Origin of the sequence: Trichococcus sp. K1Tr (genome assembly GCF_028309625.1) — a bacterium.
GTDB lineage: Bacteria > Bacillota > Bacilli > Lactobacillales > Aerococcaceae > Trichococcus.
This window is the reverse complement of the sequence record NZ_JAQMHR010000019.1, coordinates 1-4,574: the sequence shown is the minus strand read 5'-3', so window position 1 is coordinate 4,574 and position 4,574 is coordinate 1. Positions and strand designations below refer to the sequence as shown.

6 protein-coding genes are annotated in these 4,574 nt (G+C 31.6%); 1 reads left to right on the top strand and 5 read right to left on the bottom strand.

What is annotated here, in order from left to right; all coding sequences use genetic code 11:
- Positions 1-720 precede the first annotated feature (720 nt).
- Entirely contained in the window at positions 721-1,113 is a 393-nt protein-coding gene (locus tag PH235_RS14420; RefSeq protein ID WP_272162952.1) for a hypothetical protein, read from the top strand.
- Positions 1,114-1,617: 504 nt separating this feature from the next.
- Here PH235_RS14420 and PH235_RS14415 read toward each other — a convergent pair.
- The 5 genes from PH235_RS14415 to PH235_RS14615 form a co-directional block, all read right to left on the bottom strand.
- On the bottom strand, positions 1,618-1,950 hold the full coding sequence (locus PH235_RS14415; protein ID WP_100348233.1) for a DUF3139 domain-containing protein: 333 nt from the start codon (positions 1,948-1,950) through the stop codon (positions 1,618-1,620).
- Positions 1,951-2,116: 166 nt separating this feature from the next.
- Positions 2,117-2,710, bottom strand: a complete 594-nt coding sequence (locus PH235_RS14410; protein ID WP_272162951.1) for a DUF3967 domain-containing protein — start codon at positions 2,708-2,710, stop codon at positions 2,117-2,119.
- A 493-nt stretch (positions 2,711-3,203) separates the two neighbouring features.
- Positions 3,204-3,821, bottom strand: coding sequence for a MarR family transcriptional regulator (locus PH235_RS14405; RefSeq protein WP_100348231.1), 618 nt, complete (start codon positions 3,819-3,821; stop codon positions 3,204-3,206).
- Between the two features lie 185 nt (positions 3,822-4,006).
- Positions 4,007-4,423 carry a hypothetical protein gene (locus PH235_RS14400; protein WP_272162950.1) on the bottom strand — a complete coding sequence of 139 codons (417 nt, stop codon included), beginning with the start codon at positions 4,421-4,423 and terminating at the stop codon, positions 4,007-4,009.
- A gap of 16 nt (positions 4,424-4,439) precedes the next feature.
- On the bottom strand, positions 4,440-4,574 hold a 135-nt coding region (locus PH235_RS14615), incomplete at its 5' end, for an NIP7 pre-PUA domain-containing protein (RefSeq protein WP_443080896.1).

Here is a 4,574-nt window from a genome sequence, read left to right as displayed (position 1 = left end):
CTTTTTTGTAGTAGCTTTTATTTTAGTTATGATCTTAACCTTTAGTATCTTAATAAAAGCTCAGTTTTTTATGTCTAATCATAGCTTAGGTGGATGGCTATTTGTGAGTTTGGGTTTTTTATTTATTATCTTTTCGTTTTTAAGCCTATATTGCTACATAGTAAAGAAAAAGTATTTTATATTCCTTTGGAGTGCTTTTTTAACGTTAGGCTGCATCGTATTTATAGGGCTGTTTTATGACTACATTATGAAATTACTATTTCCGTTATAAAGTGGTTGTAATTAATGTATACCATATACAAAATCAGTTTACATAATACCTCTTTCCGGAACACACACCAAAAAAGAACCCTTACGCCCCAAGGGTTCGAAGAAGTTCTCTTTTTCTCTTTTATGCAACTTTTTATACATCGTTGATAGAATAGGCATTCTATTGATCAAATCAAATAAAACAATGTATAAGAAGTGCACCTTTTATACATATGCTCAAGGTTGTCCTATATTGCCTTATTTATAAATTTGTTGTACAATTATTCTGACTACTTTTATGATTTGTAATGTTGTCAAAACCCTTAATATAAAAAGCCGCCTCTCTTACCATACACTCAAGAGGTGGCTTTTTATTTTGTTATCTTTTAGAAATGTTTTCTAAAAAATTACCTTTTATCTCCTCATTTTATGCTAAAATATACTAGAATTTCATAATAAAGGAGAATCATCATGAGTTTTTTCAAGAAAAAGGAATTATTTTATGTTTTAAGTTTTCTATCTTTTGCCTTAATTCTTTCGCTTGGATTTTCATCACAAGCACAGGCAGCTACTGTAAAAGGATTTAATTTTAAGCCTGGGGACATTTTAATTACAAAAAGTACAAGTTCAGATGGAATAGCAGGACACTCCGCCATTGTAGACCAGACAGGTGCAAATATGATACATATAGCAGGCTATGGACATACTCCAGCTAGACACTCCGTTGAGTGGTTTCTTAATAACTATAAAGCAACTAAAGTAGTAAGATATAAATCATCTGCTTCAGCGCAAAAAGCTGGAACATATGCCTACAATAATTACTATAAGAGGTCCCACCAACGAAACGCTGAAAACATACGCTAAGGAATTGTTCAGAAAATCTTGAGTTGCTGAACACCTTGTCATTAAAGGATTTATAAGTGTTTCTTCCCTTCGGAAGTGTCCATTAACTCGTTCAATAATCAATGTTCAATAATTATTAAAATATTAAGTTTGTGAACGAATTTAATGTCTAAACGTATAAAAGGCCGTAATTTACTTATCGAAATCTGCTTAGCGTATGTTTTCCGCTAAATGTTGGTGAGACCCCTATAAAGGCGCATATAAAACTCACCCTTACGGATTAACGCCTAATCCAAAGGATAGAACAAAGCTGTATTGTTCTGAAATTGTATGGCAATCTTACTATTATGGCGCAGGTGTTACTTTCTATGGCTTAGCTACTAAACCAGTTAAAAAAGTAATCCCAAGCTATATCATGCCTTATGATTACATTGGTAAATATGAAAGCATGAACGGATATTCTACAGTAAAATCATTCAACTGGTGAGAAATCAAAAAAAGAGACTACATACAGTAGTCTCTTTTTTAATAATTATTTTTACCATCTTTTACGATTCCATCTTTGTTATAACTCTTCCACCCATAATAATAAGTGTTTTTAGGATCCTTTTTAAATACAACATATACCTTATAAGGAATGCTTCCACCTTTTAAGAAATTATAATCTATCCCAATTTCTTTTATATCATCATTTTTATATCCTTCTTCGGATAAATGCATTGATACAGCAGAAAGAACTTCTTCTCTCTCTTTTAAATTACCTACTGACAATTTTTGATAAGTTAAATAACCAATTACAACCAGTGATATTACAAATAAGATGATAAATACAATTGCTGTGATTTTACTTTTACTCATTTTAAATATTAACCTCTTCTTTAGCTTGTAAAATAAAGCAGAATTTTTGCTGCTATCAATATACATTAACTCCAAAATCTAGTCAAATACTCAGCGATATTTATTTTATCTAAAAATCACACATAAGAAAGCTCACAATATTATGATTATGAGCTTTCTTATTCCTTCATTTCCAAAACTCCCACCACTTTTTTTCTTGAGAAGCTGCTATCATTTTTTTAGTATCTTGAACTTCACGGATCAGTGATAAAAGATTTTCATCTCTTTTATTTGAACTTGTTTCAACAGTTGTTCTTAATTCATAATTTTGATCTTGTAAAATCTTATTTTGGGTTTTAATATCCTTAAGTTCTTTTTCCATTGAATTTAACCTATCAGATATTTCATCAATGTATTCTAATTTATCCATAAGAAGAGAAATTTGAGTGTTCTCTTTTTGTTCTTTAGACGTAGTTTCAGGAGTCATTACCTTGTTCTCATCGAGAATAGCACCTATTCTCTCCTCTTCTGGAAGCATTGATAACACTACATTCACAGCTGTTTCCATAGTCATACCTTTGTCTTGTATCAAATCTTTCATTCTTTGCAGTAAGAGAAGATCTTTACTTCTAAACGCCCTAGAATTATTAGAACCTCTGATAAATTTGTAGTCTTTGTTTTCTAAAGCAATACAATATTTAGTAAGAGAACTACGAGCTATTCCTAACGATTTTGCTACTTCTCCACCTAAATAAACTACTTCATTTATTTGTTCAGACATGTGTTCACCACCTATTCTTAATACATATAATTCTTTATTATATAGGCTATTCTAACAATGTTTTCGATTTAGAATAGTATTCTCCTCTTTATTCTCTTACTAACATATAAAATCAACAGAAAGGGTTCAGTTCAGAAATCACATTTATACAAGTTAATATAAGGTTGTTCTTATGAAGAACAAGAGTTGTTCTCCTGTTCATTAGAAGGTTTAATATAGTTCTAAAGCTGGCCGTCTTAAGACGGCTTTTTTAGCCTTTAGGCTTTTATTTTTCTAACGAAAAAATATAAAAAGACCCTTGCAATTCGAGTGGCGAATTGTTATTAAATATAGAGTGAGAAGAGAAATAAAAAAAAAACCCTTATAAACCCTTATATATCAAGGTTTATAAGGGTTTTCGTGTGTCTCGTTTTCGAGACACTTGCGTCTCGAAAACGAGACACACGAAATATAAAAAAAACGCAGTGATCGAGAATAATCACTACGTTTTCTATTAAAATAATTTATCTGGTAAATCTTTTAGGACTTTCATCTTCATTGCTTTATGAAACATGACCTTTAAAGCCTCATTTACATTATCTTTATCACCTGCATATATAATATGCGGATTTACAAAGATAGCATAAGCCTTTGCATTATTACCTTCAACTCCTGAATCTCCTTTAAATAATAATCCTTTTTTAACCAAAGAATTAACGGCTAAACTAGTATTCTGACGCGTAATACCTATTAATTTAGCAATCTCAGAAATATTCGCAGGAACAGGATTTTTTTCTTTGATATCATGAACAATACAGTTACTCGAAAAAGCTATGTATGGAATTATATCAGTGAGAAATACTTTTTCTTTATTAGTTACATAGTCTTGTTTATATAAGAACCCTAAATTATTTTGCATAGATTGAGCAAACCTCACTTTCGATTGAGGAGAACGTTTAGTTCCTACATAAAGATCTTTACCAGTTGCTTTACTTAATAAGCCCATTGCCTCTTCTAAATCTTCTTTTGTAACTCCTCCATGATCCAAAGCATACTTAATTTTCTCTAAATCAAAATCTCTACTGAGAGCATTTTTCTCAGCCTCTTTAAAATTAACGATGTTTTTAGCCACTTTTAAATTCCTCCAATTTTTGTAGAAGGAATCAACCTAATTATGTTATAATATAATTATCACAATATAAATAACAGAAGGTTAACCCCTTCTTGTATATTTGCTTAGAAAAGTCCTCCTGTCATCCAAAACTTGAGGGCTTTTCTTATGTCTAATTTTCTACCAAATCTTTCATAAATGCAACCTTATTTCGAGTCCATTCGATGTTTTAACGCTGTAAGCAGCTTATCATCCACTCGCTTAGGCTTATACCCCATCCGGTCTACCAAAAGACCCTCTATGAGCTTCATACGAGCCGTATAAAGGCGATATTCGCTTTCTCCGAACTCTATGATACTTTTATCAATCTCAATCCCCTCTGGCGCTTTCTGAACCGTTCTCATTAAATTGTAGCTTTTTGAACGCTCTTCTCTAACCAATCGAAGTAAGATTAACAAGTCATACGTATGAAAACGTTGAAGCTCTTGGAATGACAAAGCCGAATCTTCTAAACTCACATATTCTTTAAGTTGAGGACGCTTTGTATATAAAGGTGCTCCACAAACTGAACATGCTTGATCTATAGAATTATTTTCTGAATCACAATATAAACATTTCATCATAGGCTTCTACGAATCCTTACTCTTCAGAAACAGCCACTTCAGCTGCTGCTTTCTTTTTTTCTTTTACAACCATATCATGATTCAAAATCTTCTCTTTATTTTTCCCTACATACGCTTGCAATGCCTTCGCAATCTTTTCAGCTTCTTCTTC

Bases quoted from the DNA above. Each gene is read 5' to 3' on its own strand.
- PH235_RS14415 (WP_100348233.1), bottom strand. From the start codon at position 1,950: ATGAGTAAAAGTAAAATCACAGCAATTGTATTTATCATCTTATTTGTA.
- PH235_RS14420 (WP_272162952.1), top strand. From the start codon at position 721: ATGAGTTTTTTCAAGAAAAAGGAATTATTTTATGTTTTAAGTTTTCTA.
- PH235_RS14410 (WP_272162951.1), bottom strand. From the start codon at position 2,710: ATGTCTGAACAAATAAATGAAGTAGTTTATTTAGGTGGAGAAGTAGCA.
- PH235_RS14400 (WP_272162950.1), bottom strand. From the start codon at position 4,423: ATGATGAAATGTTTATATTGTGATTCAGAAAATAATTCTATAGATCAA.